22 protein-coding genes are annotated in these 22463 nt (G+C 67.6%); 11 read left to right on the top strand and 11 right to left on the bottom strand.

Features of this window, described 5'->3' with window-relative positions; genetic code table 11:
• Positions 1–25 precede the first annotated feature (25 nt).
• A complete protein-coding gene (locus BX604_RS31610) occupies positions 26–376 on the top strand; it encodes a BON domain-containing protein (RefSeq protein ID WP_098554723.1) in 351 nt (116 codons plus the stop codon).
• A 53-nt stretch (positions 377–429) separates the two neighbouring features.
• Entirely contained in the window at positions 430–627 is a 198-nt protein-coding gene (locus BX604_RS31605; RefSeq protein WP_096500448.1) for a CsbD family protein, read from the top strand.
• 252 nt (positions 628–879) lie between these two features.
• Here BX604_RS31605 and BX604_RS31600 read toward each other — a convergent pair whose 3' ends face one another.
• Positions 880–1905 (bottom strand): DUF1338 domain-containing protein, encoded by a 1026-nt coding sequence (locus tag BX604_RS31600; RefSeq protein ID WP_098554722.1) that lies wholly within the window; start codon positions 1903–1905, stop codon positions 880–882.
• Between the two features lie 226 nt (positions 1906–2131).
• On the opposite strand from BX604_RS31600, the gene BX604_RS31595 reads away from it, so the two are divergent.
• Positions 2132–3082, top strand: coding sequence for a LysR family transcriptional regulator (locus tag BX604_RS31595; RefSeq protein WP_098554721.1), 951 nt, complete (start codon positions 2132–2134; stop codon positions 3080–3082).
• A gap of 202 nt (positions 3083–3284) precedes the next feature.
• Here the strand turns inward: BX604_RS31595 and BX604_RS38740 are convergent, their stop codons facing one another.
• On the bottom strand, positions 3285–3500 hold the full coding sequence (locus tag BX604_RS38740) for a hypothetical protein (RefSeq protein WP_143748158.1): 216 nt from the start codon (positions 3498–3500) through the stop codon (positions 3285–3287).
• A 133-nt stretch (positions 3501–3633) separates the two neighbouring features.
• On the opposite strand from BX604_RS38740, the gene BX604_RS31590 reads away from it, so the two are divergent.
• Entirely contained in the window at positions 3634–5262 is a 1629-nt protein-coding gene (locus BX604_RS31590; protein WP_098554720.1) for an NADP-dependent glyceraldehyde-3-phosphate dehydrogenase, read from the top strand.
• A 227-nt stretch (positions 5263–5489) separates the two neighbouring features.
• Here the strand turns inward: BX604_RS31590 and BX604_RS31585 are convergent, their stop codons facing one another.
• Positions 5490–6122 (bottom strand): LysE family translocator, encoded by a 633-nt coding sequence (locus BX604_RS31585; protein ID WP_098554719.1) that lies wholly within the window; start codon positions 6120–6122, stop codon positions 5490–5492.
• A gap of 563 nt (positions 6123–6685) precedes the next feature.
• Between BX604_RS31585 and BX604_RS31580 the strand changes: the two genes are divergently transcribed.
• The 4 genes from BX604_RS31580 to BX604_RS31565 all read left to right on the top strand — a co-directional run bounded on the left by BX604_RS31580 (position 6686) and on the right by BX604_RS31565 (position 11543).
• On the top strand, positions 6686–7009 hold the full coding sequence (locus BX604_RS31580; protein WP_098555180.1) for a DNA-binding protein: 324 nt from the start codon (positions 6686–6688) through the stop codon (positions 7007–7009).
• 158 nt (positions 7010–7167) lie between these two features.
• On the top strand, positions 7168–7656 hold the full coding sequence (locus tag BX604_RS31575; RefSeq protein WP_098554718.1) for a hypothetical protein: 489 nt from the start codon (positions 7168–7170) through the stop codon (positions 7654–7656).
• Between the two features lie 248 nt (positions 7657–7904).
• A complete protein-coding gene (locus BX604_RS31570; RefSeq protein ID WP_098554717.1) occupies positions 7905–9389 on the top strand; it encodes a PepSY-associated TM helix domain-containing protein in 1485 nt (494 codons plus the stop codon).
• 36 nt (positions 9390–9425) lie between these two features.
• A complete protein-coding gene (locus BX604_RS31565) occupies positions 9426–11543 on the top strand; it encodes a TonB-dependent receptor (protein WP_098554716.1) in 2118 nt (705 codons plus the stop codon).
• A gap of 53 nt (positions 11544–11596) precedes the next feature.
• On the opposite strand, the gene BX604_RS31560 is transcribed toward BX604_RS31565, so the two are convergent.
• The 4 genes from BX604_RS31560 to BX604_RS31545 all read right to left on the bottom strand — a co-directional run bounded on the left by BX604_RS31560 (position 11597) and on the right by BX604_RS31545 (position 14815).
• Positions 11597–11962 (bottom strand): copper resistance CopC family protein, encoded by a 366-nt coding sequence (locus BX604_RS31560; RefSeq protein WP_098554715.1) that lies wholly within the window; start codon positions 11960–11962, stop codon positions 11597–11599.
• Positions 11963–11978: 16 nt separating this feature from the next.
• A complete protein-coding gene (locus tag BX604_RS31555; RefSeq protein ID WP_098555178.1) occupies positions 11979–12896 on the bottom strand; it encodes a hypothetical protein in 918 nt (305 codons plus the stop codon).
• A 105-nt stretch (positions 12897–13001) separates the two neighbouring features.
• Complete coding sequence (locus tag BX604_RS31550; protein WP_098554714.1) at positions 13002–13382, bottom strand: DUF2946 domain-containing protein; 381 nt, start codon at positions 13380–13382, stop codon at positions 13002–13004.
• A 188-nt stretch (positions 13383–13570) separates the two neighbouring features.
• Positions 13571–14815 (bottom strand): NADH:flavin oxidoreductase/NADH oxidase family protein, encoded by a 1245-nt coding sequence (locus BX604_RS31545; protein ID WP_098554713.1) that lies wholly within the window; start codon positions 14813–14815, stop codon positions 13571–13573.
• Positions 14816–14893: 78 nt separating this feature from the next.
• Between BX604_RS31545 and BX604_RS31540 the strand changes: the two genes are divergently transcribed.
• A complete protein-coding gene (locus tag BX604_RS31540; RefSeq protein WP_098554712.1) occupies positions 14894–15361 on the top strand; it encodes a MerR family transcriptional regulator in 468 nt (155 codons plus the stop codon).
• Between the two features lie 261 nt (positions 15362–15622).
• Here the strand turns inward: BX604_RS31540 and BX604_RS31535 are convergent, their stop codons facing one another.
• The 3 genes from BX604_RS31535 to BX604_RS31525 all read right to left on the bottom strand — a co-directional run bounded on the left by BX604_RS31535 (position 15623) and on the right by BX604_RS31525 (position 19724).
• Positions 15623–17062 (bottom strand): hypothetical protein, encoded by a 1440-nt coding sequence (locus BX604_RS31535; RefSeq protein WP_098554711.1) that lies wholly within the window; start codon positions 17060–17062, stop codon positions 15623–15625.
• A 281-nt stretch (positions 17063–17343) separates the two neighbouring features.
• Positions 17344–17994 carry a response regulator gene (locus BX604_RS31530; RefSeq protein ID WP_098554710.1) on the bottom strand — a complete coding sequence of 217 codons (651 nt, stop codon included), beginning with the start codon at positions 17992–17994 and terminating at the stop codon, positions 17344–17346.
• 2 nt (positions 17995–17996) lie between these two features.
• Positions 17997–19724, bottom strand: a complete 1728-nt coding sequence (locus BX604_RS31525; RefSeq protein WP_098554709.1) for a sensor histidine kinase — start codon at positions 19722–19724, stop codon at positions 17997–17999.
• 290 nt (positions 19725–20014) lie between these two features.
• On the opposite strand from BX604_RS31525, the gene BX604_RS31520 reads away from it, so the two are divergent.
• Positions 20015–20335, top strand: a complete 321-nt coding sequence (locus tag BX604_RS31520) for a DUF1330 domain-containing protein (protein WP_098554708.1) — start codon at positions 20015–20017, stop codon at positions 20333–20335.
• 27 nt (positions 20336–20362) lie between these two features.
• On the opposite strand, the gene BX604_RS31515 is transcribed toward BX604_RS31520, so the two are convergent.
• Positions 20363–21199: an NAD-dependent epimerase/dehydratase family protein gene (locus BX604_RS31515; RefSeq protein ID WP_098554707.1), complete on the bottom strand. Its 837-nt coding sequence runs from the start codon at positions 21197–21199 to the stop codon at positions 20363–20365.
• A gap of 86 nt (positions 21200–21285) precedes the next feature.
• Here BX604_RS31515 and BX604_RS31510 point away from each other — a divergent pair, with 86 nt between their 5' ends.
• Positions 21286–22389 (top strand): LacI family DNA-binding transcriptional regulator, encoded by a 1104-nt coding sequence (locus tag BX604_RS31510; protein WP_098554706.1) that lies wholly within the window; start codon positions 21286–21288, stop codon positions 22387–22389.
• Positions 22390–22463: the final 74 nt, after the last annotated feature.

The following is a 22463-nucleotide window of genomic DNA, read 5'->3' as shown; positions in this document are numbered from 1 at the left end:
CAAGCCAATCGAAGGAGAACTATCAATGAACAAGACCTCGCACCTTTCGACACTGCTCGCCGTCAGCGCGGCCTTCCTGCTTTCCGCCGCGCCGCTGACGAACGCACAGGCCCAGGCTTCGTCGGCCGACACCGACATGACGACCCAATCCAACCAGCCCGTCACCGACACCTGGATCACGACCAAGGTGAAGAGCGAACTCGCGACCACCGATGGCGTGAAGAGCGCCGACGTCAGCGTGAAGACGGTGGACGGCGTCGTCACGCTCACCGGCGTGCTGCCGACGAAGATCGCCGTGAAGAAGGCCGTCGCCGTGACGCGCGCGATCAAGGGCGTGACGCACGTCGACGCATCCGGGCTGAAGGCGAAGGCCTGAGCTATCCAGCGGCCGAGCGCCGCGCTTTTCTCACCTTACTCAAGGAGCACACGATGAACGAGGACAAGATCAAGGGCCAGTGGAAACAACTCACCGGCAAGCTGAAGGCCAAGTGGGGCAAGCTGACCGACGACGACCTGACGGTCGCCGAAGGCAACCGCGACTATCTGGCCGGCAAGATCCAGGAGCGTTACGGGATCGCTCGCGACGAAGCCGAGAAGCAATTGCGCGATTTCGATCGCGAGCTGTAACGCGCGAGCCGTCTCACCCCGCCGCGACGCACCGCGCGTCGCGGCAACGAGGAGAACACCGACATGGGCAAGTATCTGCTCGCATGGCTGCTCGGCGTACCGATCGGGCTGCTGGTGCTGTTCTTTCTGGTCACGCACCTCTTCTGACGCACGCGGCGCCCATGCAACGAAAACGGGCCGGCGGCTGAAATCAGCCGCCGGCCCGCCTGTTTTTACGCCCGGTGCGCGTTGCGCGATGGCGACGTGCCGCGCTTACTTCGCGTTCGCCGTCATCTTGAAGATGCCCTGCGCGTTGCCCGCATCGAAGCGCAGGTCCGTCACCCAGCGGCGCGCCGTCTGGTCGAACGTGCGACGGCGCGTGATGAATTCGTAGAACGAACCCGGCACGTTGCGCTTGACCGTGCCGCCGTCGCGGGTACGGAATTCGCGCTCGACGATGTCCGCGCGATAGGCCGTCTGGAATACGCGGCCCGAACGCGAGCGTTCGACTTCCGGCTTCATCGGCCGGCCCTTCGCCTTCTCGTCGTCGGACAGCTTGAACACGTCGGTCACGCGATCGGTCGCGTGGTTGAACGCGTTGCCTTCGGTCGCGATCCAGGCCATCTCCGCCGATTCGAGCAGCAGCGTCTCGTAGTCGAGTTCGTTCGGCAGCGCGTGCTGGCGGGCGAATGCGCCGACGATTTCGGGCAGCAGCGCATGCGCGGCGTCGAGCGACAGCCAGCCTTCGCGCTCGATCTCCCACAGGAGCGCGACGGCCGCCGGCGACAGCGGATCGCGCGACGAGCTCACGACGTTCGTCACGGCCTGCTGGAATTCCTTCGAGAAGCGTTCCGGATGCAGTTCGCTGACGAAGAACTGCGCGATCTCGTCCGGTGCATCTTCATGCGCGTAGGCGCGGCCGGTCATGCCGAGCTTGTCGAGCGGATAACGGCCGTTCAGGCGGAAGCCGAGCGGACGCAGGATGCGCGTGAACGCGGCTTCGCCCGGCGGCAGCGCGCCGGTATGCGGCCAGCGCACCGTGCGCAGCGCGCCGTGATCGAAGTACACCGAACCGCCGCTTTCGATCGCGTCGGCCGTATAGGCGCGACCGTTCGCCGAACGTTCGAGCAGCCCTTCGAACAGCGCCATGTTCATCGCCTGCGCGATTTCCGCGCGCGTGACGACGTCGGCTTCCCACTCTTCGAGGATGGCCGGCATGTTCAGGGTCGCGAACAGGGCATCGGTCTTCGCCTGTCCCAGCAGCTTCGTCAGCAAGCTCTCGATATTCGGATTGCGCATCAGGATTCTCGTGTCGGGGGGACCGCCGGCAAACGTGCCGGCAACTCGGTGGCCGGCCGCCCGGCGGGCGCCTGACCTTGCACGGGAAGCATTATTCAAAGGGTTGCAGCGGGGCGTAAAGCGAGATTAAATTGACACGTGATGAGTTTTTGGAATTATTCACGGTCCCCGCACTCGTCCGCCGGCCCGCCTCGGGCGGGTCCGTTCGTCAGACAAAACGAGCATCATGCGCAAATTCAAGATCCCCAACATGGGTGCGCTCGTGGCTTTCGAAGCCGCGGCGCGCCACGAAAGCTTCACGCACGCGGCGAAGGAGCTGTTCCTGACCGAGAGCGCGGTGTCGCGGCAGATCGCGACGCTCGAAGCAAGCCTCGGCGTGCGGCTGTTCGCCCGCGTGAAGCAGCGCGTCGTGCTGACGCGCGCCGGCAAGCTGTACGGCACGCAGGTGCGGCGCGCGCTGGAGGCGCTCGACCGCGACACGCTGTCGATCATCGCGCACGGCAGCGGTGGCGGCTATCTGGAACTCGCGGTGCTGCCGACCTTCGCGTCGCACTGGCTGATCCCGCGCATCAAGAGCTTCTACGACCGCACGCCGGACGTGCGCGTGAACATGGGCAGCCGCACCGACCTGTTCTCGTTCGAGGATACCCACTTCGAAGCCGCGATCCACTACGGCAAGCCGACCTGGCCCGGCACGTCGTCGGACTACCTGTTCGGCGAGGAAGTCGTGCCGATCTGCTCGCCGTCGCTGCTCCACGGGCCGGTCGAACGCGTCGAGGATCTGCTCGCGTATCCGCTGCTGCACTCCACCACGCGCCCCGGCGCGTGGGCGCAATGGTTCGAGACGCACGGCGTCGAGGACATCCGCACGATGCAGGGCGTGCGTTACGAGCTGCATACGATGTTGATCAGCGCGGCCGCGGCCGGGCTCGGGATCGCGCTGGTGCCGAAGTTCTTCGTCGAGGAACAGCTGCAGCAGCTCGGCCTCGTCGTGCCGTGCGACGCGGCGACGGTCGGCGATTCGGCGTACTACCTCGTGTATCCGACGGAGTTCAGCCACAGCAAGCCGCTGGAATCGTTCCGCGGATGGCTGCTGGAACAGGCGAGCGCGTATGCGGCGCCGGGGCAGGAGGAACGCGAAGCGGAGGATGACGAAGACGACGAGGACGTCGAATAGCGTCACGCGCGTCAGGCGTTCATGCGCCTGCTTCGCAGCGGGAAAACCAGGACGGGGAAAGTCGCGGCAACGAATTTGCCGCCACGAAGGGCCGAACGAACGACGGCCCGGGTGTCCGGTGCGCGTCGGGCCGGGGCAACCCCGACCCGACGCTCCGGGCAGCCGACCTCGCATCGGCAGCGCGGCGGACTTTCTTTCTTCTTCACTGCATCGGTTCTCTCAGGTTCCCTGCATTTTTTGCTTCGCCGCGCCGGTCATTATCCACGCAAACCGGCCGAAGTAAAACGTTTGCGCATGCGCTGAGCGGCATATCCCCCATAACCGGACACAATCCTTCAAATTCCTTTCGGATTGAACGGTGGCAGTCGGCAATTCTTGCAATCGGCACGGCGTTGCTTTTTAATGGAACTGGTTCCATTCCGTGTTTCGGCCATGCTGTCGCGTGACGCGACGTCGTGCGCGCGTCATGATGCCGATTCAGGATCGAGGATCACTCAGCTCAGGATTCCGTGTCGCCCGTCCTTTCCGGACACCCGTCAAACGAGACCGTCATGCCCGATTCCGCCTCTCTGCAGCAGCTGTTTCCCGCCTATCAGGACATCCCCGCCGAATACCGGCTCGCTTCGCCGATCCACCAGCGCGTGTCGCTGGTCGACGGCGAATTGCGCCCGTGGGACGGCACGACCAAGACCGTGCTGTCGCCCGTGTGCGTGCGGCAGCCGGACGGCAGCGTCGCGCAGATGGAGATCGGCAGCTACCCGGTGATGGGCGAGACGGAAAGCGACGCGGCGCTCGACGCCGCGGTGCGCGCGTACGACTCGGGCCGCGGTGAGTGGCCGACGATGAAGGTCGAGCAGCGCATCGCGTGCATGCAGGACTTCATCAAGCGGATGGTCGCGCAGCGCGAGCTCGTGGTGAACCTGATCATGTGGGAGATCGGCAAGAGCCTCGCCGATTCGCAGAAGGAGTTCGACCGCACCGTCACGTACATGACGCAGACGATCGACGCGCTGAAGGAGCTCGACAACGCGAACTCGCGTTTCGTGATCGCCGAAGGCACGATCGGCCAGATTCGCCGCACGCCGCTCGGCGTCGTGCTGTGCATGGGGCCGTACAACTATCCGCTGAACGAGACTTTCGCGACGCTGATCCCCGCGCTGCTGATGGGCAACACCGTGGTGTTCAAGCCGCCCCAGTACGGCACGCTGCTGTTCGAACCGCTGCTCGAGGCGTTCCGCGACGCATTCCCGAAAGGCGTGATCAACACGATCTACGCGCCGGGCGCCGTGGTCGTGCCGCACATGCTCGCGTCGGGCAAGATCAACGTGCTCGCGCTGATCGGTTCGAGCAAGGTCGCCGATCACCTGAAGAAGCAGCATCCGAAGTCGCACCGGCTGCGCGCGATTCTCGGCCTCGACGCGAAGAACGCGGCGATCGTGCTGCCCGACGCCGATCTCGATCTCACCGTGAAGGAGTGCCTGCTCGGCGCGCTGTCGTTCAACGGCCAGCGCTGTACCGCGCTGAAGATGCTGCTCGTGCATCGCTCGATCGTCGACGAATTCCTGAAGCGCTTCACCGCCGCGCTCGAGCAACTGAAGATCGGCATGCCGTGGGAGAAAGGCGTCAGCATCACGCCGCTGCCGGGCATGCATCGCACCGCGTACATGACCGAAGCGATCGACGACGCGAAGGCCAAGGGCGCGCAGGTCGTCAATCACCAGGGCGGCGAGTTCAGCAAGACGCTGTTCTATCCGGCCGTCGTGTATCCGGTCGCCGAAGGGATGAAGCTGTATCGCGAGGAACAGTTCGGGCCGATCATCCCGGTCGCGCCGTTCGACGACGTCGAAACCGCGCTCGACTACGTGACCACGTCGGAGCACGGCCAGCAGGTCAGCATCTTCGGTTCCGATCCGGCGCAGATCGGCGCGCTCGTCGATCCGCTCGTGAACCAGGTGTGCCGCGTGAACATCAACTGTCAGTGCCAGCGCGGGCCGGACGTGTTCCCGTTCGCGGGACGCAAGGATTCGGCCGAAGGCACGCTGTCGGTGACTGACGCGCTGCGCGCGTTCTCGATCCGCTCGATGGTTGCGGCAAAGCAGACCGACGGCAGCAAGCAGCTGCTCGACTCGATCGTGTCGGATCACTATTCGAAGTTCATCAACACGGGCTTCATCTTCTGACGCACGGCGCGTCGCGCGCCGACACGCTCGTGCGGTCGCCCGGATCCGGTTGGTGGATCCGGCGCGCCGCGCGCGTGATGCCGGGGTGCGCGTCCGGTTCGGGAGCGCTCGATTCAAGACCGGCCGCGACGGACGATACGCTGGCCTGCCCGTCAACGCGATCGCTTGTCCGGCGTCGGCCCACCTCCCCCTCGCAGAAGTCGTTCAGCCTCGCTGACGGTCGGACGCTACACGTTCGACGCCAACAGCCGGATACCGGCGACGCCGAACACCACCGCCAGACACGCTTCCATCGCCCGCCGGCCACGCACGTACAACCGGCGCGCACCATCGGTCGAGAACACCAGCGCGTAACCGCCGAACACCATGCAGCCGATCGCGAGACAGCCCGGCACGACCGCACCATGCGACGCGCCCGAACCGTTCGACGACAGCGCGACGATCGACACCCACACCAGGATGGCTTTCGGATTCGTCAGGTGCAGCATCGCGCCGCGCGCGTAGAAGCGTGACAGCCGCGGCTCGGTCGTCGTCTTCAGCGTCGCGGCCGCGTTGGGCGACCATGCGGTGCGGCCCGACTTGAACGCGAGCCACAGCAGATACACGCCGCCGAACAGCTTGATCGCGACCAGCAGCTTCGACCACGCGAGCAGCGCCGCCGACACGCCGAGCGCGGCGACCATCGCCCAGCACATCGATCCGGAAATCACGCCGAGCGCGAACACGAGTGCCGCCTTGCGGCCGTGGTTCGCGGCGACCGACATGATCGCGAGATTGCTCGGGCCGGGGCTGGCCGTGCCGACGAAATAGGCCGTGTAAGCCAGCAGCAGATTGGCGGAGAAGAAAGCGTGGACGCTCATGTCGAACCTCGCGGCGGATGATCGGTTAATTGTTCGCACATGCGCGGGATCTGCCCATGGACAGTTGGCCGGCAATTCGCTGGGCCAGTTGGGCGAAGCGCACGACGTGGCGTACGCATCCGGGCGGCCCCGTTCGGACTGTCTCGGTTATGAAACATCCGGCGCATGGGCGTGGCTGCCTGCCGCCGTCCGTGTCGGGTGTCGCAGGCCACCGCGCCCGGCGCCACGCGGATGCCGCGTGCCCCGCCTGAGCGCGGCCTTCCCGCTCGTCGCCGACAGAAACACGAAGCCGGTTTTGACCCTGCGTTACGTTACATCGTTGAAGCATTTCATTCGTTCGACCGCCGCCGCACCGGCATGACCCACGTCGCGACGCGTATGGACGGCCGCCTCGATTTTCCGGGCGAGCCAGTCTCGGCGGGACGCAACGGCCGACGCCGCGACGCGCGTCTACCTTGCTCGACAATCGGATCGCGGCGCTGGTACGGAACCTGCATCCCGTATTTCATGAACGCCGCGCCGATCGGCGCGGCCACGAACTCCGCGAAGCAACGAGGCCATTCATGGATGCGCTGCCCAACTCGTCCGAAACGTCGTTCCAGATCTTTCTCGCGAAGCTGCTCGAACAGCCGCTGCCCGACTGGACCGAAAAGCAGCAGATGGAACTGGACATGGCGCGCACGCTGTCCGGCCAGATGGTCCGTCTCGCCGAAGACATGCGCGGCGGCACCGCCGATCTCACGCGCTGCCTCGTGCTGCTGCGCTACGCGAAGGTGCTCGACTTCATGCTGACGTCGCTCGCCGCGCGCCGCGACATCCATCCGCAGACACTGCGCACGCTGTTCCGGCTCGCGAACCTGAAGGTCGACGATGCGTATCCGGTCTGAACCGGCGCGAACGATCGACCTCGATGACGAACGGCCGCGGATACGCGCGCATGTCCGATAACCGCCCTCGCTGAACGCCCCTCCGCGGCACGCCAGCCCACCCCGCTCTCCGGCACCGCAACCGGCCCGCCGCACGATCGGAGGTACAATCGCGCGCCATGAACGCACTTCGCCACTTCCTGCTCCGGCAAGGCGTCGCGCGACAGCTTCTGTGGGGTTTCCTCCTTGTCACGCTGCTGTCCCGCGCGCTGATGTCGGGCGCCGTGATGCTCGATCCGGACGGTCCGGATGCGGGCTCGGTGGTGCTGTGTTCGGGGCGCGGCCCGCTGATCGTCGACGTGGCAGCGCTCGCCGCCCGTTTCGATGCGGGCGCGCCGATCACGCCGGCCAACGATGCGTTCGCGCTCGCCGACGCGCTGAAGCATGATGCACACGCCGGCAACGCAGCCTCGTCCGCCAGCGGCGACGACGGCCTCTGCGCATTCGGCGCGGCGCTGTTCACGGCGCTGGCGTCGTTCGCGGTGCGGGTGCTGTTGTTTCCCGCCGCGGTGCCGCGGCGGTTCCGGATTCGTTTCGCCATCCCTCGCGTCGCGCGGTCGATCTTCGACGACCGCCCGCCCACCCGCGCGCCTCCCCGGTTCTGCTGATCGTCTCGCGTGACGGCCCGCGCACGTCGACGTGCGCGGGCCGTCACGCCGTTCGTTTCACACCATCCGATTCACGCGATCACCCGACTGCGCCCGCCGCTCGGGCGACGTCGCCATGCGCGCCATGACCGTCCGCGCATGACGTGCCGTCGTCCGTTCCGCCGCCATGCGCACGCGGGTGCGCCGCGCGTCGGCGGCGGCCGGCCCATGCCGGCCCGACCGATCGACGCACACGAGGAGCTGACACCATGTCGACCACCGTCGAGCGGGCCCTGTCGCCCGCCCGTTCCGCCAGCGCCGGTTACCGGACGCTCTGGCGCTGGCATTTCTATGCCGGCCTGTTCGTGATGCCGTTTCTCGTGATCCTCGCGATCACGGGAACGCTCTACTGCTTCCAGCCGCAAATCGAGCCGCTGCTGTATCCGCACCGGCTGATCGTCGAACCGCGCGCAACGCCGCGACTCGATCCGGACACGCTGCTCGCGAAGGCACGCACTGCGATGCCGGCCGGTGCGACGCCGGTTTCGGTGCAGGTTTCCACCGCGCCGGCGCGCAGCGCCGAATACGTGTTCCGGCTGCGCGACGGCAGCCGCGAGAGCGTGTACGTGAACCCGTACGACGGCAGCGTGCTCGGCACGCTGAGCGTCGAGCAACGCTTCATGCAGGTCGACCGGATGCTGCATCGCAAGCTGCTGCTCGGCAAGACCGGCGAGCTGCTGATGGAGCTTGCCGCTTGCTGGACGTTCGTGATGATCGGCACCGGCATCGCGCTGTGGTGGCCGCGCGGCGCCACGCGCGTGGGCCGCGCACTGCGGCCCGACCTGTCGCTGCGCGGCAGGCCGCTGTGGAAGAGCATTCACGCGACGGCCGGCATCTGGCTCGCGGCCGGCACGGTCGCGTTCATCCTGACCGGGTTGCCGTGGTCGGGCTCATGGGGCAAGAACTTCAAGGCGCTGGCCGCGACCGTGAACCTCGGCGCGCCGCCGGGCGCATGGAGCGGCGGATCGCTGCGCTCGACACGGCCGGGCGCCGCGGCGTCGGCTGCGGCGGCTGCACCGGCACCGGGGGCGGTGCCGGCCGGCCATCATCATCACGACGGCGGCGAGTCGATGCCGGGCATGGTGATGGACGACCTGCCGCTGCCGCAAACGCCGTGGGCGATCGGCAACGTACCCGTGCCGGAGTCGCCTTCGGCATCGACGTCGGCATCGTCCACACCGCTGCCGCTCGCGCGCGCAATCGCGATCGTCGCCGGGCTCGGCGTGACGAGCGGCTACACGCTCGCGCTGCCGTCGGGCCCCGACGGCGTCTTCACCGCGTCGTACTTCCCGGCCGACCCGCAGGCGGAGCGCACGATCGCCATCGACCAGTACAGCGGCGCGGTGCTGCAGGACATCCACTACGCGGACTACGGCGCGATATCGCAGGCCGTGTCGTACGGCACGTCGCTGCACATGGGTCGCTACTTCGGGCTCGCGAACCAGATCCTCTGTGCGGTGCTGTCGCTCGGGCTGGCCGCGATGGCCGTCACCGGCACGGTGATGTGGTGGAAGCGTCGTCCGGCCGGAACGCTGGGCGCGCCATCGCGCGAACGCGGGGCGCCGCCGATGCGCGGCTGGATCGCGGGGCTCGTGCTGCTCGGCATCGTGTTTCCGCTGACGGGGTTGACGATCGTCGCGGTGTGGTCGATCGACCGCCTGCTGTTCGGCCGCGCGACGCGCGCGGCCGCCTGATCGTCGGACAGCACCCCATTCCAAGGATACCGAAACATGAAGTTCGGATTGATATTGCCCGCCGCCGCGCTCGCGGCCTTTGCCCCGCTCGGACAGGCACAGGAAAGCGGCGCCGACGGCGCCGGCACGACGCTCGAGCCGATCCGCGTCGATGCACGCAGGGTCGCGCCGCTGCAGCGGCCGCTCGATACCGGCAGCCACCTCGACCTGTCGCCGCTCGAAACGCCCGCGAGCGTCGAGCAGATCGACCGCGCGACGCTCGACACGCGCGGCGACAGTTCGATCGTCGATGCGGTGAGCCGCGCCGCCGGCATCAGCGCCTCGCCGCACCCCGGCAACGGCGACTCGGAGCTGGGCGCGCGCGGCTTCGTCGGCGCGTCGTCGGTCACGCAGCTCTACGACGGCGTGCGCCCGTATGGCGCGATCGGCGTCACCTTTCCGTTCGACACGTGGTCGGTCGACCATATCGACGTGCTGCGCGGCCCCGCTTCGGTGATCTACGGCGAAGGCGCGATCGGCGGCGTCGTGAACATCGTTCCGAAGAAGCCGACCCGCACGCCGATCCGCAACGAGCTGCAGGTCGGCGGCGGCACCGAACGCACGGCGCGCGTCGCGTTCGGCAGCGGCGGCGCGATCAACGACGCGCTGTCGTACCGCTTCGACATCAGCGGCAACCGCTCGGCGAACTGGGTCGACCGCGGCGATTCGCGCAACCTGTCGGTCTCGGGGGCGCTGCGCTACGACGTGACGCCGGACCTGTACGTGACGGCGTCGTACGCGCAGGGCTTCCAGCATCCGATGCAGTATTTCGGCGTGCCGCTCGTGAACGGCGCACGCGATCGCGCGCTCGACCGGAAGAACTACAACGTCGGCGACAGCGACATCGCGTTCCGCGACAGCTGGGCAACGGTATCGGCGAACTGGCAGCCGAGCGACGGCCTGAACGTGACGAGCATGCTGTACCGGATGCAGAGCAATCGCCACTGGAAGGATGCGGAGTACTACACGTACCTGCCGTCGAGCGCGCAGGTCCAGCGCAGCAGCTACACGGAAATCTTCCACGACCAGCAGCAGTACGGCAACGTGACGACGGCCACCGCGACCGGCATGCTGCTCGGGATGCGCAACACGTTCTCGGCGGGCGCGGAGTTCAACCACACGACGTTCCAGCACGACAACAATTCGCCGTATTCGGGCACGTCGACGGTCGATCCGTTCCGCTTCGACCCGGGCAGCTTCATCAACGCGGCCGGCACGTATCCGAAGTACCGCAGCCAGGCGAACCAGTACGCGCTGTTCGCGGAGAACCGGCTCGAAATCACGCCGCGCTGGTCGGTGATCGGCGGGTTGCGCTACGACCACGCGAGCGTGAACCGCGACGATCTCGTGAACGGCGGCGCGCTCGCGAAAGTGTTCGCGAACACGGGCTGGCGCATCGGCACCGTGTACGACGTGCGCCCCGGTCTCGCCGTGTACGGGCAGTATTCGGTCGCGGCCGATCCGGTCACGTCGCTGTTGTCATTGAATGCGTCGAAGGCGAATTTCACGCTCGCGACCGGCCGGCAGATCGAGATCGGCGTGAAGCAGTCGTTCCTCGACGGCAAGGCCGAATGGACGCTGGCCGCCTACCGGATCGTGAAGGACAACCTCGTGACGGCCGATCCGCTGAACCCGAACCAGTCGATCCAGGTCGGCCGGCAATCGTCGCGCGGGGTGGAAGCGACGGTCGGCGCGGCACTCGCGACAGACTGGCGCGTCGACGCGAACGTGTCGATCCTGCGCGCGAAATACGACGACTTCCAGCAGGCGTCCGGCGGCACGACGGTCTCGCGTGCGGGCAACGTGCCGGTGTCGGTGCCGCAGCGGCTCGCGAACCTGTGGGTGAGCTGGCGCTTCGCGCCGGACTGGACCGGCATCGCCGGGATCAAGTACGTCGGCAAGCGCTATGCCGATACGGCCAACACGCTCGTGATGCCGTCGTACACGAACGTCGACCTCGGGCTCGCGTGGAAGCCGCGCAAGGACACGACGATCACCGCGCGCGCCTACAACGTGTTCAACCGGCGCTACGTGCAGTCCGCGTACTACAACGAGACGCAGTATCTGCTCGGCAACGACCGCCGCGTCGAAGTGCTCGCGAACTACCGGTTCTGACCCGCGCGGCACGATGGCCCGTCGATGCTCACGCGGCGACGGGCCATCGAGCGTCACTTCACCGTGAACGCGTAATGCCCCTGCGTGCGGTGGCCGTCGACCGCGACGGCCACCCACGCGACCGCATAGACGCCCGGCGTCAGCGGATTCAGCGCGACGGACATGTGCGTCTTGTTCGACGCGTCGACTTCGGCCTTGCCGCTCGTGACGGCGTGCCCCTGCGCATCGGTGACGGCGATCGAGCTGAACGCGGGTTCGAGCGCGTCGTCGAAATCGATCGCGACGGTTTTCGGCGACGTGGTCACGGTCTCGCCCGCGGACGGATCCTGATGCGTCGGATACGCATGCGCGTGAGCGAGTTGCGCGCCGGCGAGCAGCAGCGCGGCAGCCGCCGCGCGCATCGTGGTCGAAAGGTTCATGCGGTTTCTCCGTGGATCAGAACAGCGGCTTGCCGAGCGAGCCGGGGAACAGGTCGTCGAAATACAGATGCGCATCGAAGATCACGCCGACGTGGTTGCCCGATGCCCGATTGACCGGAATCTGCGCCTCGACGCCGAATTGCCCGTAGCGATTGAGCCACAGTACGCCGGGGTTGATCGTGCCGGTCGTCTGGCCCGAACACGCGCCCGCCGTACAGGTGCTCATCGGCGCCTCGACGACGAACACCATGTTGCTGAGCGGTTGCGGCAGGCCGAGGTTCTTCACCTGCTGCTGCAGGTACGGGATGCTGTACTGGAGCGTCAGCCCCCAGCCGAGCGAGTTCGGGCCCTGGTCGGACGAGGCCGTGGTCAGGTTCGGCCCGATCTCGGCCGTCAGCGCGAACGGGCGCAGATAGCCGAGCGACGCCGGCAAGTCGCCGAAACCCTTGCCGAGATAGACGGTCGGTGTAAACGTCGAGTACGGGCTCGCGATCGATTTCGCGCCGGTGCCGCCGACCTCGGTCAGCAGCCCGACCGACGCCATGAATTCGTGCGCCGCATTCGCGTAGACGAGATATTTCAGGCCGAGCGTCACGTTGTCCCAGCCCTTCGCGGAGCCGCCGTTCGGGTCGTTCTGCGACACGTACTGGCTCGCGACGCTGAACGCGAGGTTCTTCGTGATCAGCTTGTCCCACTCGTACGACACGGTATTGACGTTCATGTCGTCGCCATTGCCGTCGGGCGACTTGACATGGCCGAACTGCATGTCGAATTCGTCGCCGACACCGGGGTCGTCCACCGTCATCGTGGCAGGAAAGACGCGGTCGCCGACCACGGCGTGCGCGTGCGCGAAAGACGCATGGGACAGGCCGGCAGCGGCGGCCAGCAGCGCGGCGCATGCGCGGGGCGCACGCCGTTCGGTAAAGCGGGGCATGAAGGTGTTCTCCGATTGCGGTTCGATGCCGTCGCGCACGCGCGCGACGAACGGCCGCGCTCCGGTGGCGAAGCGACGGCAAGTCACGGGAAAAGCCGGACGGAATCAGGAGAACGCGGGGGGTGCGCGCGATTGCGCGACGGTATGAACGACCGGGATGCGCGCCGGGATCGACGCCGACACGACCGGCCTCTGCGAGCCCGAACGCGGCGCGGCGAACGCGGCGGGACGGCCCGGCAGCGCGGCCGCATGCGCGACGAAGCTGCAATAGGGGCACGCCTGCCAGTGCGCGTGTGCGCCGTGCGCCGGCTTGTCGTCGTGCGCGGCCAGCGTATCGTCGACGCCGGCCGTGCAATAGATGGCCAACGCATCGACGAGCCGGTGACGCGACGCCATCATCTGCGACACCGCAGGCGCGAGCGCCATCATCAGGATTGCGATCAATCCGATGAAGCTGCCGGGTCTGCGGAATCGGGTGGCGTGCATGACGCGCAGGATGAAGGCGTGAAATCAGGGTGCTGGATTATGCCACGCAGCAATCACGATCCCGTGCCTGAATTTCGCTGTAAACGCATGCGATATTTCGGACAGTAATCCGAAAGAATCGGCCCGGCGGACGGTGCGCCGGGCGACGCTTCATCCGGCCCGATATTGCGGCCGGACACGCGTGCACGTCACGCGCGCGGGGCGGCCGCGCGGCGTGCCATCCACTTCCGGTAGCGCCGCGTCTGGCACTGCGCGGCCAGTTGCTGCGACACCAGCGCGCGCAGCGGCGACACGCCCGGATGCGTGCGTCGCCCGCCGCTCAAGCGCGCGAGCTGGAACTTGACCACCGCCATGTTGGCCAGCGCGCCCAGCGCCTTGTTCTTCCAGCGGATCGGCTGCAGCACCGGCGCGCTGTCCTTGCCGGCCTGCCAGTCGCGCGGCAGGTTCGGCTCGATCGACAGCGCGGTCGCGATGCCGACCATCGCCACCCCGCTGTCGACCACCTGCTCGGCCACCGCGCGGCGGCGAATCCCGCCCGTGACCATCAGCGGCATGTGCGCGACGGCCGTGATGTCGCGCGCGAATTCGAGGAAATATGCTTCGCGGGCCAGCGTGCGCCCGTCGCGCGCCTCGCCCTGCATCGCCGGCACTTCGTAGCTGCCGCCCGACAGCTCGACCAGATCGACGCCGAGCGGATTCAGCAGTTCGACCACGCGCTTCGCATCGTCCGCGCTGAAGCCGCCGCGCTGGAAATCGGCCGAATTCAGCTTCACCGCCACGGCGAACGCGGGCGACACCGTCGCGCGCACCTCCCGCACGATGTCGAGCAGCAGCCGCGCGCGATGCTCGATGCCGCCGCCCCACGCGTCCTGCCGGCGGTTGGTGAGCGGCGACAGGAACTGGCTCAGCAGGTAACCGTGCGCCGCGTGGATCTGCACGCCGGTGAAGCCGCTTTGCTCGGCAAGCTGCGCGGCGCGCACGAAGCGCCGCTGCACGTCGGCGATGTCGGCCTCCGTCATCTCCTTCGGCACCGGAAACTGCTTCGACAGCGCGCCCAGCGCGAGCGGCACGGCCGACGGCGCGAGCGTCGTCTGGCCGAGCGCCGCCTGCATCTGGCGCCCCGGATGGTTGATCTGCATCCACACCTGCGCGCCGCCGGAACGCGACACCTGCGCCCACCGCCGGAAGCGGTCGAGATGGGCGGCGCTGTCGAGCACGACGCCGTTCGGGCCGGTCATCGCGCGACCGTCCACCATCACGTTGCCGGTCAGGATCAGGCCGACCCGGCCGTCGGCCCACGCCTGGTACAGGCGCAGCAACGCATCGGACGGTGCGTGATCCGCATCGGCCATGTTCTCTTCCATCGCGGCCTTGGCGAGCCGATTCGGAATCACTGCGCCATTGGGCAGTGTCAGGGGCGCAAACAGGTTCATGGTGGACTTCCTCGATTGACGATGCCCAACCATAACTTTAAAGTTAGCTTCAAGGTCAAGCCCCTTTTGGAGCACAGCATGAAAATCGGCGAACTGGCACGGGCCAGCGGCCTCGCGGCATCGCGCATCCGCTTCTACGAAGCGAGCGGGCTGCTCGAGCCCGCGCGCCGGCAGGCGAACGGCTATCGGGAATACGGGTCGGATGCGCTGACGCGGCTCGCGATCATCGACCGCGCGCAACGCGCGGGTTTCGCGCTCGACGAGATCCGCGCGCTGCTGCCGCCCGATCTCGGCGCATGGCCGCACGACGAGCTGCTGCACGCGCTGCGGCACAAGGTCGATGAAATCGCGCTGCTCGAGCAGCGTCTCGCACTGAACCGGCGCAATCTGCAGGCGCTGATCGACGAGATCGCGAACAAGCCGGCGGGCGAGGATTGCGCGGCCGCCGCGCAGCGCATGCTCGACAAGCTGTGCAAGGAAGCGGCGGAGTCGGAACCGGCGCCCGTGCCGGCATCGCCGCCACGGCTGGTACGAAAGCGCGCGTAAGGGCGTCGGCACGGGCGACCGTCATTGGCCTGCCATGCTGTCGACGAATGATCGGACGGTACGCAACGCGGCGTCGCACGCGCACTGCATCGGCAACACTTTGCCGAAACGCTCGATCAAAAAAATCCGGACGATGGCGCTCGCACGCCGACCTCGTCCGGATGTGCACGGGCACACGCAGCGAAGCCGCCCGTGCCCGCAGCCGACCCATCGACGGACAGCGCGGTAAAGCATCCCGCGCCGCCCGTTCGATGCAGCCGGTTACTGCAGCCAGATGCCGACGTACCCCGACGACGCATCCGCGCTGCCGCGCTCGACCAGCACGTAGCGCGTGAGCCCGTACGCGGTCTGATAGCGGTACGCCGACAGCACGGTGTTGCCCGGCTGGCCGCCGAGCGACACGAGCGGCGTGCCGGTGAGCGCGCCCGTCACCTGCGTGGCGGGCACCGTGATCGTCTGCGACGCCGAGCCGCCATTCGCGACGACGAAGGTCGCGCCGCCCTGCCCGTCGAACGACAGATAGTTGCCGGTCGTCGTCGCGGGGCTCGTGCCGCCCTGCAGGCAGTCCTCGTAGTAACGCGTGAACGACACGCCGACGAGATCGGACGCCTGCGTCACCGGCACCGCGTTCGCGGGCACCAGCACGTCGGTCGACTTCAGGTTCGACGGGCCCGTGCCGCCGGACAGCGACTGGCACACCATCGCGGCGGCCGGCAGGTTGAAGTCGCTCGCGTTCGAATCGAAGCCGTTGCCGGCCGCGACCTTCGCGCCCCACGTGTAGTTGCCGTCGACGCTCGTGAACGGCGACGACACCTGCGGGCTACCGAACGACACCGTACCGGCGATACCGTTGCCCGATGCCCCCGCATCGAGGATCGAGCCGGTCAGGCTCGTCGTCGACGCCAGCGGCTGCCGGTAGTTGAAGTCGAGATAGTTGACCGTCGTGTTCGCCGGCGCCACCGACGACGCGAGCGGCGTTTGCGTCGCCACGCTGCCGACCGTCGCCGCGCCGCCGTTGTCGGACGCGGTCGTCGAGAACTGCTGGTTGGTGCTGGTGTTCACGTACGTGACGGACGGGTTGTCGGCCGTCGGGCGAATCAGCCCGAGATGGTCGAGCACCGCGTCGACGAGCTGGTGATTCGCCTCGAACGGCGTCGTCACCGGATCGATGCTCGACCAGTCGACCCCGTACGCGGACGGCGGGAACATCGTCTCCAGATCGGCGGTGACGTTCGCGTAGTAGCCCTTGAGCGTCGCCGCGTCGAGCGCCTGCAGCGAATCGGTCAGCGTGCGCGTGATGCCGCTCTTCGCGATCGTGCCGAAGAAGAGGCCGGTCGTGATCGGCGTGAGGTTCATGTTCGCCACGATGCCGGAGCCGACGTACGGCGACACCAGCAGCCCGTCGGCCGTCTGCGCCTCGATCAGGAACGGCGACGCGCAATGGATGTTCTTCATCAGGTACGTGCCGTCGGCCGCGCTGACGGCGGAGCCGCACTGGTTGCCGTTCGCCTCGTAGGCCGTGATGGTCACGTTGCCGAGCGGCGCGCCGGTCGCGACCGTGCCGCTCAACGACGTCGTCACGTTGCTGTTGTTGCTGCCGCCGTTGTTCGACGGCGAACCGCCATCGCCGCCGCCGCATCCGGACAGCGCGCCGAGCACGGTCGCGCCGGCAAGCAGGCCAGCCAGGGTCTGTTGTTTCATGTGGTCTCTCTCTTGTGGTTTGAAGGTCGCGAACGACGAATGGCCGCGCGCGCGACGGCAGGCACTTGCCGTTCGCGCGAGGGTCGTTCAGTGAGTCAGGCCGCGTGGGTTCGACGGGCCGGCAATGCCGGGCCGGGCGGGCAAGAATCGGAATGACATGGAGACCCCGCGGCGTTGTTGTCGTATTGGTCGGGATCGTAGGGCCGGCGCACGGGCCCGGCAATCGCTCGACGGATCGGCACCGGCCTCAACCCGTGAGCGAGGCGCCCTCGCTTCACGGTTTAGCGCGCGGGCGCCGGCAACAGGTTCAGCGCGGAAAAGCGAATCAGCTCGGCGTTGTTGTCGAGGCCGAGCTTGCGCTTGATGTTGGTGCGATGCGCTTCGACCGTGTTCGCGCTGCGGCCGATCCGCTCGGCGATCTGCTGCTTCGTCAGCCCCTCGCCGATCATCCGCAGGATCTCGATCTCGCGCGGCGACAGCGCGGCGAGCGGCGTCGTCGGCTTCGCGGCCTGCCCGCGCGCGCGGCGCAGCAGGTTCTGCTGCACTTGCGGCGGGAAATACGGCACGCCGCGCAACACCGAGTCGATCGCGTCGAGAATCGTGCGGCTCACGTTCGCCTTGTTCACGTAGCCGAGCGCGCCGGCCAGCGCGGCCGGCTCCGCATACGCCACGTCCGAATGCATCGAGATGCACACGACGGCCGTGTCGGGGCAGCTCTGCGCGATCTCCTCGATGAGCCGCAGCGCGAGCGTGTCGCCGAGCATCAGGTCGACGACCGCGATGTCGGGCCGGTGCGCGCACACGGCGTCGAGGCCGTCGCGCGCGTTGCCGGCCTGCGCGACGACCCGATAGCCGGGCACCGCATGCAGCAGCGTCGCGAGCCCTTCGCGAACGATCGGGTGATCGTCGACGAGCACGATGGTCTGGTTCATCGTCAGTCCACTTCGACGGTCGTGCCGCCGGTTTCATTGGTCAGGAAGCGGGCGCGCAGGCCGAGCAGCTGGGCGCGCGAACGGATGCTGCGCAGCCCGAGACGCGACGCCGGCTGCGCGGCCGGATCGATGCCGGCCGCGAAGCCCGAGCCGTTGTCGTGAATCGCCAGCGCGACGCGGCCGTCGATGTCGCGCAACACGACATCGATCCGCGTGGCGCGCCCGTGCCGCAGCGCATTCGACACCGACTCCTGCACGATCCGGTATAGATGCAGCGACGCATCCGGCGACAGCAGCTCGGTATCGTACTCGACGCTCAGGTGGCAGCCGTCGGCAACGAGCCGGTCGACGTCGCCGCACAGCTCGCGCAGCGCGGCCGCGAGATCGTGCGGCGAACCGTCGAACGGCGACAGCCCGCGCGACAGCGTGCGGATCGTCTGGATGCCATCCTCGACGATCGCCGAAATCCTGTCGATCACCAGCTGACGATCGTCCGCCGTGTCGCGGGGCGACTGCGCGAGCGTGCTCAGCATCAGCGACGCACCGGTCAGCTTCTGGCCGAGATCGTCGTGCAGTTCGCGACCGATCTGCTGGCGCTCGCGCTCGCCTTGCCGCGTGAGCTCGCGCTCGGCGTGCAGTTGCGCATCGAGCAGCGTCGACACCTGAAGCTGCGTGCTTGCAAGCGATGCCGACTGCTGCGAGACGGTGTCGGCGAGCCGGCGCTGCGCGACCAGCAGCAGATAGATGATGCAGGCCGCCGCGAGGCTGATCGCGCCGCCGAGCGCATAGCCGAGCGCGCGGATATGGCGGCCGATCGCGTCCTGGAAGTGGTCGGCCGGCACCGCGATGTCGAGCACGAACTGCCGCCCGGCGACGGTGAAGGTCCGGCGTTCGGTCATCGTCGCCGCGCCGGCCAACGCGGCGTTGTCGTACGCGAACAGCATCCGGCGCCGCACGTCGGCGATTTCGCCGGGCTTCGCGACCGTATGCAGCCGCAACGACACGAATTGCCAGTCGTCGTCGGGCATCGCCTCGCGAATCAGCGAACGCACGTCGACGAAGATGCCCGCCGAGCCCATCGCGCGCGACTGGCGCTCGGCGGGCGGCGGCACTTCGCCGCCGCGATACACCGTGAGGCGGATGCCGAGGCCGGGGCCGACGTGCCCGTCGAGCTGCGCGACGCCGACGCCGGACGTATAGGGCTCCCCCGTCCGGTTCGTGTCTCGCCAGACGTTCCAGCCAAAGTTCGCCGCAATGTCGCGCCCGACGTAGACCGCGTTGTACGGCACGCTGTAGCGCAGCACCATCCGGTACGCGTGCGGCGTAGCGGCCGGAAACACCGTGAAATCGGGCCGATGCAGCCGCACCCGCATCGCTTCCTCGTAGGACTGCGTATCCGCGGTCGCGATGTAGTCGCAGTAGTTGATCGTTTCGAGCGCGGGAAAACGCTGCGCCACGTGCAGCGACGCGACGTAGTCGCGGAACTGCCGCCGCGTCGGTTCGCCGACGACCGACCACAGCCCGCGCACGCCGGACAGCACGTCCACGTAGCGCAGCAGTTGAACCTGGATCTTGTTGCTCGTGTCGGTGACGAATTCGCCGAACTTCAGGTCGGCGGCGGCCCGGGCGCGTGCGTCGAGTTCGACGACGACCAGGTGCGTGACGCCGAGCAGCAGCGTCAGGACGATCGCGGCGATCGCGAGCGGATGGCGGGAAGCGCGCCGGATCATGGCGGATAGCGTGTGCGTGAGCGGCGAACGCCTGCAGCGGCCGCCGTATTTGTTCGATTGTGTTCACGCGTATCGACGGGTGCCGTCGGAATGCGGCTTCGTCGCCCGGTCGCGTGTGGTCTCGCCGCATTCTTACCGACGCGCGGCCGGCTGGCAAGCTGCGCCGTGCGCGCGGGGTGGCGCGAGGCTGGAGGGAATTCGCTTACGTCGCAGGTAATCGACGCGCGCAGCACGCGCGACGATCATGGCTTGACCGATCAACCGGCCGTATCGACACCACGGAGCCCGCCATGACCGCCTACGCCCTCGCTCACCTGCACGACGTCAAGATGTGCGACGACATCGTCGAATACCTCGAACGCATCGACGGCACGCTCGCGCCGTTCGACGGCCATTTCGTCATTCACGGCGCGCGGCCGGACGTGCGCGAAGGTGTGTGGCACGGCGACCTGATCGCGATCGCGTTCCCCGATCTCGACACGGCGCGCGCCTGGTACGAATCGGATGCGTACCAGCAGATTCAGCCGCTGCGCACGCGACACGCGAGCGGCCCGGTGATCCTGATCGACGGCGTGGACGAGCGGCACAACGCGACGGACATCCTGCGCTGAGCCACGCCGCATGGGGCGCTGCGGCGATTACGTCGCCTTGCGCACCATCGGTTCGCCGACGACGAACCCGCCGCCCTGATACTGCTGCGTGGCGTCGTCGTACTCGGCGGTCGGGGCGGTTACCGGGAACAGCCCGGCGAACTGCTCGGAGCTGTCCTGCGGCCGGAAGCCGAGGAAGCCGGCCTTCGTGTTGTCCCACCACTTCACCGGGTTGTCCGACACGCCGTAGACGATCGCGTGGCCGACGCGGTTCGTCAGCAGCGAACAGCGCACGAGTTCGATGAAGTCGCGGTAGCTGAGGTACGTCACGAGCATGCGCGGGTTCTTCGGCACCTCGAACGACGAGCCGATCCGCAGGCACACCGTCTCGATGCCGAAGCGGTCGAAGTAGTACCGCGACAGCGACTCGCCGAAGCATTTCGTCACGCCGTACAGGCTGTCCGGACGCAGCGGCGAATCGGCATCGAGCACTTCCGTGACCGGATGGAAACCGATTGCGTGGTTCGAGCTCGCGAACACGATCCGCTTCACGCCGTGCTTGCGCGCGGCTTCGTACAGGTTGTACGTGCCGGTGATGTTCGCACCGACGAGATCGTCGAACGGCGCGTCGATCGAAATGCCGCCGAGGTGGACGATCGCGTCGACGCCGTCGACCAGGTCCATCACCGCCGGACGGTCGGCCAGGTCGACGACACGGGTTTCTTCGTGCGGGGCCGCGTCGTCCAGCGCCGCGATGTCGCTCACGCGCACGACGTCGGCCCAGTTCGCCAGCGCGCCGCGCACCTGGCGGCCGAGGTTGCCGGCCGCGCCGGTCAGCAGCAGGCGCCCGAACGGCTTGCGCGCACCGGTGGATGAGGCGTTCATCGAGTGTGTCTCCTTGAATCTGTGCGGGGTGTACCGAAAAATGGAAAACGTTTTCCAACTATACGCGGTAAAAAAGCCGAACGTCAATGGTCGAAGCTGCTCCCGGCCATCCGCACTTTCCCGATGTGGGCCGGTGGCCGGACGCCGGCTTTTTCTGCCACAATCCGGAGCAAGCTAACGAAAACGTTACCCTTTCGATGAAAAAAGTTTCCCCGACGATCCGCGACGTGGCCGCGGACGCCGGCGTGTCGGTCGCGACGGTGTCCAAGTACGTGAACGGCACGCAGCGCTTTTCGCCGACCGTCGAAGCGCGGCTCAAGGAGGCGATCGAGCGGCTCGGCTACCGTTCGAACCCGCTCGCACGTTCGATGATCACCGGGCGCACGCGCACCATCGGCGTCGTGATCCTCGACATCAGCAACCCGTACTTCACGAACGTCGTCAAAGGCGCGAACCGCGTCGCGCTCCAGCACGACTACACGCTGCTGCTCGTCGACACCGAAGAGAGCCAGGCGCGCGAACGCTCGCTGATCGAGGCGCTCGCGCAGCGCGTCGACGGGCTGATCGTCAGCACGCGGATGCCCGACGAGGAAGCCGGCTGGATGCTCGACCTGCACAAGCCGCTCGTGCTGCTGCGGCGCAGCCCCGGCCTGCCGATTCCGAGCGTCGGCATCGACAACCGGCTCGCCACCTACATGCTCGCGCGTCACCTGCTCAATCTCGGCCACACGCGCATCGCGTATCTCGGCTTCGGGCAGGCCCGCCCGAACGACGAACGGATCCAGGGCGCGCGCGACTGTCTCGCCGAAGCGGGGCTCACGCTCGACGTGCACGATGCGCATGCGCCGACCGCCGAAGCCGGCGAGCGCGCGTGCTCGCGCGTGATGCTCGGGCCGCAGCGCCCGCAGGCCGTGATCTGCTACAACGACCTGATCGCGCTCGGCTTCATGAAGGAAGCCGCGTCGCTCGGGTTCCGGCTGCCGCAGGACGTGTCGGTGGCCGGCATCGACAACGTGCCGTACGGCCAGTACGCCGCGCCCGCGCTGACCACCATCGACATCCAGAGCGAGAACATGGGCGAGCTCGCGATGCAGAAGCTGATCGACGCGCTCGCCGGCCGCACCGACGCGAGCTATTCGACGTTCGAGCCGCGGCTGATCGTGCGCGCATCGACGGCCGAGGCCGGCTGACGCGCATCGCGCTCGCGTCGCACCGCATCCGTTCGCGCCAAAGCAAACGCGCCGCCTTCGAGGCGGCGCGTTCG

Source organism: Burkholderia sp. JKS000303, from assembly GCF_002563755.1.
GTDB lineage: Bacteria > Pseudomonadota > Gammaproteobacteria > Burkholderiales > Burkholderiaceae > Burkholderia > Burkholderia anthina_B.
The sequence above is the reverse complement of the archived record's forward strand: the minus strand, read 5'-3'. Positions and strand labels throughout refer to the sequence as shown.

What these genes read in the sequence shown, in the direction of transcription:
- BX604_RS31610 (WP_098554723.1), top strand. Translation starts at nt 26, where the DNA reads ATGAACAAGACCTCGCACCTTTCGACACTGCTCGCCGTCAGCGCGGCC.
- BX604_RS31605 (WP_096500448.1), top strand. Translation starts at nt 430, where the DNA reads ATGAACGAGGACAAGATCAAGGGCCAGTGGAAACAACTCACCGGCAAG.
- BX604_RS31600 (WP_098554722.1), bottom strand. Translation starts at nt 1,905, where the DNA reads ATGCGCAATCCGAATATCGAGAGCTTGCTGACGAAGCTGCTGGGACAG.
- BX604_RS31595 (WP_098554721.1), top strand. Translation starts at nt 2,132, where the DNA reads ATGCGCAAATTCAAGATCCCCAACATGGGTGCGCTCGTGGCTTTCGAA.
- BX604_RS38740 (WP_143748158.1), bottom strand. Translation starts at nt 3,500, where the DNA reads ATGGAACCAGTTCCATTAAAAAGCAACGCCGTGCCGATTGCAAGAATT.
- BX604_RS31590 (WP_098554720.1), top strand. Translation starts at nt 3,634, where the DNA reads ATGCCCGATTCCGCCTCTCTGCAGCAGCTGTTTCCCGCCTATCAGGAC.
- BX604_RS31585 (WP_098554719.1), bottom strand. Translation starts at nt 6,122, where the DNA reads ATGAGCGTCCACGCTTTCTTCTCCGCCAATCTGCTGCTGGCTTACACG.
- BX604_RS31580 (WP_098555180.1), top strand. Translation starts at nt 6,686, where the DNA reads ATGGATGCGCTGCCCAACTCGTCCGAAACGTCGTTCCAGATCTTTCTC.
- BX604_RS31575 (WP_098554718.1), top strand. Translation starts at nt 7,168, where the DNA reads ATGAACGCACTTCGCCACTTCCTGCTCCGGCAAGGCGTCGCGCGACAG.
- BX604_RS31570 (WP_098554717.1), top strand. Translation starts at nt 7,905, where the DNA reads ATGTCGACCACCGTCGAGCGGGCCCTGTCGCCCGCCCGTTCCGCCAGC.
- BX604_RS31565 (WP_098554716.1), top strand. Translation starts at nt 9,426, where the DNA reads ATGAAGTTCGGATTGATATTGCCCGCCGCCGCGCTCGCGGCCTTTGCC.
- BX604_RS31560 (WP_098554715.1), bottom strand. Translation starts at nt 11,962, where the DNA reads ATGAACCTTTCGACCACGATGCGCGCGGCGGCTGCCGCGCTGCTGCTC.
- BX604_RS31555 (WP_098555178.1), bottom strand. Translation starts at nt 12,896, where the DNA reads ATGCCCCGCTTTACCGAACGGCGTGCGCCCCGCGCATGCGCCGCGCTG.
- BX604_RS31550 (WP_098554714.1), bottom strand. Translation starts at nt 13,382, where the DNA reads ATGCACGCCACCCGATTCCGCAGACCCGGCAGCTTCATCGGATTGATC.
- BX604_RS31545 (WP_098554713.1), bottom strand. Translation starts at nt 14,815, where the DNA reads ATGAACCTGTTTGCGCCCCTGACACTGCCCAATGGCGCAGTGATTCCG.
- BX604_RS31540 (WP_098554712.1), top strand. Translation starts at nt 14,894, where the DNA reads ATGAAAATCGGCGAACTGGCACGGGCCAGCGGCCTCGCGGCATCGCGC.
- BX604_RS31535 (WP_098554711.1), bottom strand. Translation starts at nt 17,062, where the DNA reads ATGAAACAACAGACCCTGGCTGGCCTGCTTGCCGGCGCGACCGTGCTC.
- BX604_RS31530 (WP_098554710.1), bottom strand. Translation starts at nt 17,994, where the DNA reads ATGAACCAGACCATCGTGCTCGTCGACGATCACCCGATCGTTCGCGAA.
- BX604_RS31525 (WP_098554709.1), bottom strand. Translation starts at nt 19,724, where the DNA reads ATGATCCGGCGCGCTTCCCGCCATCCGCTCGCGATCGCCGCGATCGTC.
- BX604_RS31520 (WP_098554708.1), top strand. Translation starts at nt 20,015, where the DNA reads ATGACCGCCTACGCCCTCGCTCACCTGCACGACGTCAAGATGTGCGAC.
- BX604_RS31515 (WP_098554707.1), bottom strand. Translation starts at nt 21,199, where the DNA reads ATGAACGCCTCATCCACCGGTGCGCGCAAGCCGTTCGGGCGCCTGCTG.
- BX604_RS31510 (WP_098554706.1), top strand. Translation starts at nt 21,286, where the DNA reads ATGGTCGAAGCTGCTCCCGGCCATCCGCACTTTCCCGATGTGGGCCGG.